1 protein-coding gene is annotated in these 4026 nt (G+C 70.2%); it reads left to right on the top strand.

The genetic code is table 11. The annotated features are described in order from the left end of the window. Window positions 1-139: 139 nt before the first annotated feature. Window positions 140-3892: a S8 family serine peptidase gene (locus ABT025_RS39240; protein WP_351003599.1), complete on the top strand. Its 3753-nt coding sequence runs from the start codon at window positions 140-142 to the stop codon at window positions 3890-3892. Window positions 3893-4026: the final 134 nt, after the last annotated feature.

Here is a 4026-nt window from a genome sequence, read left to right as displayed (position 1 = left end):
GGACCGCCCGCAGACGCTCCCGGGGTCTCTTCGGCGCAGGATGCCATCCGCCCTGATCAGTAGGCGGTTCTCCGCCGCGGCGGTTTTCCGCCAGCGATGGCGCATGACGTACCGGTGCGTTTACCGGTAGATCAGCTACATGACATCTACCCCCTCCACCGCCACCGACCGGGCGAGACCCGCTCGCGCGCGGCGCAGAGCCCTCCTCATAGCGACCTCCGTCGCCCTGGTGAGCGGCGCGCTGCTGCCCGTCACCGGTGCCGCGTCCGCGGCGACCGCACCCGCACCGGCCACCGACCGGAACGCCCCGGTCCACGCGTACGACATCACCCTGGTCACCGGTGACGTCGTCCACTACGCCGACGGTGCGGGCAAGCAGGACACCGTCACGGTGGACCGGCCCGACGGCGCGGTCGGCGGGGTGCACGTCCAGCAGGCAGGGGACGACATCTACGTCCTGCCCGACGAGGCCGGCAGCCTGATCGCCGCCGGCAAGCTGGACCGCCGCCTCTTCAACGTCACCGCCCTCGCGAAGATGGGCTACGACGACAAGAGGACCGGCGGCATCCCCCTGATCGCCACCTACCCGGCGAGCAAGGCCCGTTCGCTGCCCGCCGCTCCCCGCGGCAGCAAGTCCCTCCGGGCGCTGGAGTCCATCCACGGTGCGGCGCTGACTGCCGGCAAGGGCACCGCGCGCGCCTTCTGGGACGACATCGCGAAGACGTCCACGGCCCGTTCGCTGGACAACGGCATCGCGAAGCTGTGGCTCGACGGCCGTGTCGAGGCCGCGCTGAAGGACTCGGTCCCGCAGGTCAACGCCCCGCAGGCCTGGGCCGAGGGCTACGACGGCAAGGGCACCAAGGTCGCCGTCCTGGACACCGGTATCGACGAGGACCACCCGGACGTCAAGGACCGCATCCTGGAGACCAGGAGCTTCATCCCGGGCGAGGAGGTCGACGACAGGAACGGCCACGGCACGCACGTCGCGTCCACCATCGCCGGTTCCGGCGCCGCCTCCGACGGTGCCAACAAGGGCGTCGCCCCGGAGGCCGGGCTGCTCGTCGGCAAGGTGCTGAGCAACGAGGGATCCGGCGCGGACTCGGGCATCATCGAGGCGATGGAGTGGGCGAAGGCGGAGGGCGCCGACGTCGTCTCCATGAGCCTCGGCTCCAGCATCCCGGACGACGGCTCGGACCCCATGTCCCAGGCCGTCAACTCCCTCTCGGCCGACGGTGGTCCGCTCTTCGTGATCGCCGCGGGCAACGCCTACGGCGCCGGCACCATCGGATCGCCGGGCTCCGCCGACAAGGCGCTCACCATCGCCGCCGTCGACAAGCAGGACAACCGCGCCGACTTCTCCTCCATGGGCCCGCTGACCCGCTCGTACGGCCTCAAGCCGGACCTCTCCGCGCCGGGCGTCGACATCAACGCGGCCGCCTCGCAGTCGGTCCCCGGCATCGAGGGCATGTACCAGTCGATGTCCGGTACGTCGATGGCGACCCCGCACGTCGCGGGCGCCGCGGCCATCCTCAAGCAGCGTCACCCCGAGTGGTCCGGTCAGCGCATCAAGGACGCGCTGATGACCTCGTCGAAGGTGCTGCCGGACTACACCCCGTACGAGCAGGGGACCGGCCGCCTGGACGTGAAGGCCGCCATCGACACCACCATCCAGGCCACCGGCTCCGTCGAGGTCGCGTCCTACGACTGGCCGCACAGCCCGTCCGACGCGGTCGCCGAGCGCACGATCACGTACCGCAACACGGGTACCGAGGACGTCACCCTCGACCTGGCGACGGACAGTGACGCGGACGCGTACACGCTGTCGGTGAAGCAGCTGACCGTCCCGGCCGGTTCGACAGCCGAGGCCGTCCTCTCGCTCGACCCGTCGAAGGCCGCCGTCAACACCACGTTCTCCGGGCAGGTGATCGCGAAGGACGCCTCGGGCGCCACGGTCGCGCACACCGGGTTCGCGCTGAACAAGGAGCAGGAGCTCTACGACCTGACGCTGGAACTGCGCGACCGCTCGGGCAAGCCGCTGGACGGCGTCGTCGTTCTCGCCGCCCTCGGCGACCCGACCCTGACCCCCGTCCAGGTGCCGGGGACGACCACGCTGCGACTGCCCCCGGGCAACTACACCGCCTGGTCCGCCGCCGACGTCAAGGGTGACACCGCCGACTCGCAGGCCCTCGCCTTCCTGGCGGCCCCCGAGATCATCCTCGACAAGCCCACGACCGTCACGCTCGACGCCTCCAAGGCCCGCAAGGTCGCCGTGAAGACGCCGAAGGAGACGGAGACCCGTCAGCTGCGCTACGACATGGCGCGCACCGCTCCGGACGGCACCGTCCAGCGCGACGCCTACCAGATCCCGCTGACGTACGACCAGTTGTGGGCGAGCCCCACGAAGAAGGTCACGCAGGGCAGCTTCTCCTTCCTCACGCGCTGGCGGCAGGGCGAGAAGCAGATCGACCTGACGGCCGACGGCCGCGACGTCCCCGTCACCGTGCAGGGCGGTTCGCCCGTCGCCGAGGACAGCAGCCGCAAGCTCGGCAGCGTCTTCGCGGGCAACGGCGCCCCGGCCGACTACGCCGGTCTCGACGTCAAGGGCAAGGCGGTCGTGATCCGCAGCAGCGACTCGGTGGCTCCGGCCGACCGGGCCGCTGCCGCGATCGCCGCGGGCGCGAAGGCGCTGTTCGTCGTCAACGGCGGCGACGGCGTGCTGTTGGAGTCCTACGCCGACTACGGCACCACGCTCCCCATTCCCGTCGCCTCCGTGCAGCGTCTGGCCGGCGAGGGTCTCGTGAAGGCCGCCCAGCGCGGCAGGAAGCTGACGGTCGACGAGCGGAAGTTCGCGAGCTACGTGTACGACCTGGTCGACCGTCACGACGGCACGATCCCGGACCGCTCGCTCGCCTTCGCCCCGTCCACCCGTCAGCTCGCGAAGGTCGAGAACACCTACTACGGCCACCGGGACGCCCTCGGCGCCGGTTACCGCTACGACATCCCGGACTACGGCTTCGGGATCGGGTTCCCCGAGTACGAGAAGTACCCCGCCACCCGCACCGAATGGGTCATCCCGCTGCCGGGTGCCTCGTTCTGGTACGAGGACCACTCGGTGCTCAACGAGACCGCCTCGGACACCTCGCTGGAGGAGCGCAGCGCCGACCTGGACTACACGGCGGGCCGTACCTATCCCGCCGACTGGTTCGCGCCGATCGCGCGGCCGCGTCTGGGCACCGGCTACTGGGGTCCGTTCCGCAGCTCGTACAACGACATCCAGTACAACATCACGCCGTGGACGGACGGGGGCGCCGGTCACTCCGGCTCCATGCCGGACAAGGAGTACGACACCGGCACCGTCGCCGTCTACCAGGGCGACACGCTGCTGGACGAGACGGCCGGCCGCGCCGGGTACGTCTGGGACCTCTCGCCCGAGAAGCTCCCGTACCGGCTGGTCCTCGACGCCTCGCGCGACGCGGAGACCTGGAAGACCTCGGTCCGGACGCACACCGAGTGGAACTTCCTCTCGGGCGCGCTCGACCCGCAGGCACCGTCGCAGGCCGACATCCCGCTCCTTCAGCTGGACTACGACGTCGACACGGACCTGGCCGGTGACGTGAAGGCCGGGCAGTGGACCGAGATCGGTCTGTCGTCCACCACGCAGGAGTGGCTGGAGGGCGCCACGAAGGCGGTCAAGGCCTCGCTGTCGGTCAGCTACGACGACGGCAAGTCCTGGAACGCGGTGGAGCTGAAGAATGACTCCGCAGGTTCCTGGACCGCCCGGTTCAAGACCCCGAAGAAGGGCGCAACCGCTGTGTCGCTCAAGGCGCACGCCGAGGCCGGCGAAGGTTTCGCCGTGGACCAGGAGATCATCCGGGCCTTCGGCCTGAAGTGACCTGCTGAGCGTCGCGTTCGAGGCGGCCGCGCACCCCGGTGTCATGGAACACAGCTACGCTCAGCTGGATGCTGAGCAGGCCCGCGCCTTCCGGCTGTTGAGCACATCGACCAGCGTTTTCCTGTCCATGTCCG

It is taken from the genome of Streptomyces sp. NPDC002809 (assembly GCF_040295435.1).
In the GTDB taxonomy this organism is placed as follows: Bacteria; Actinomycetota; Actinomycetes; order Streptomycetales; family Streptomycetaceae; genus Streptomyces.
Note: the sequence above shows the minus strand (reverse complement) of the source record. Positions and strands in the feature narration are given on the sequence as shown.

Excerpts from the sequence above, each read along its gene's own strand:
- ABT025_RS39240 (WP_351003599.1), top strand. The coding sequence starts at position 140 with ATGACATCTACCCCCTCCACCGCCACCGACCGGGCGAGACCCGCTCGC.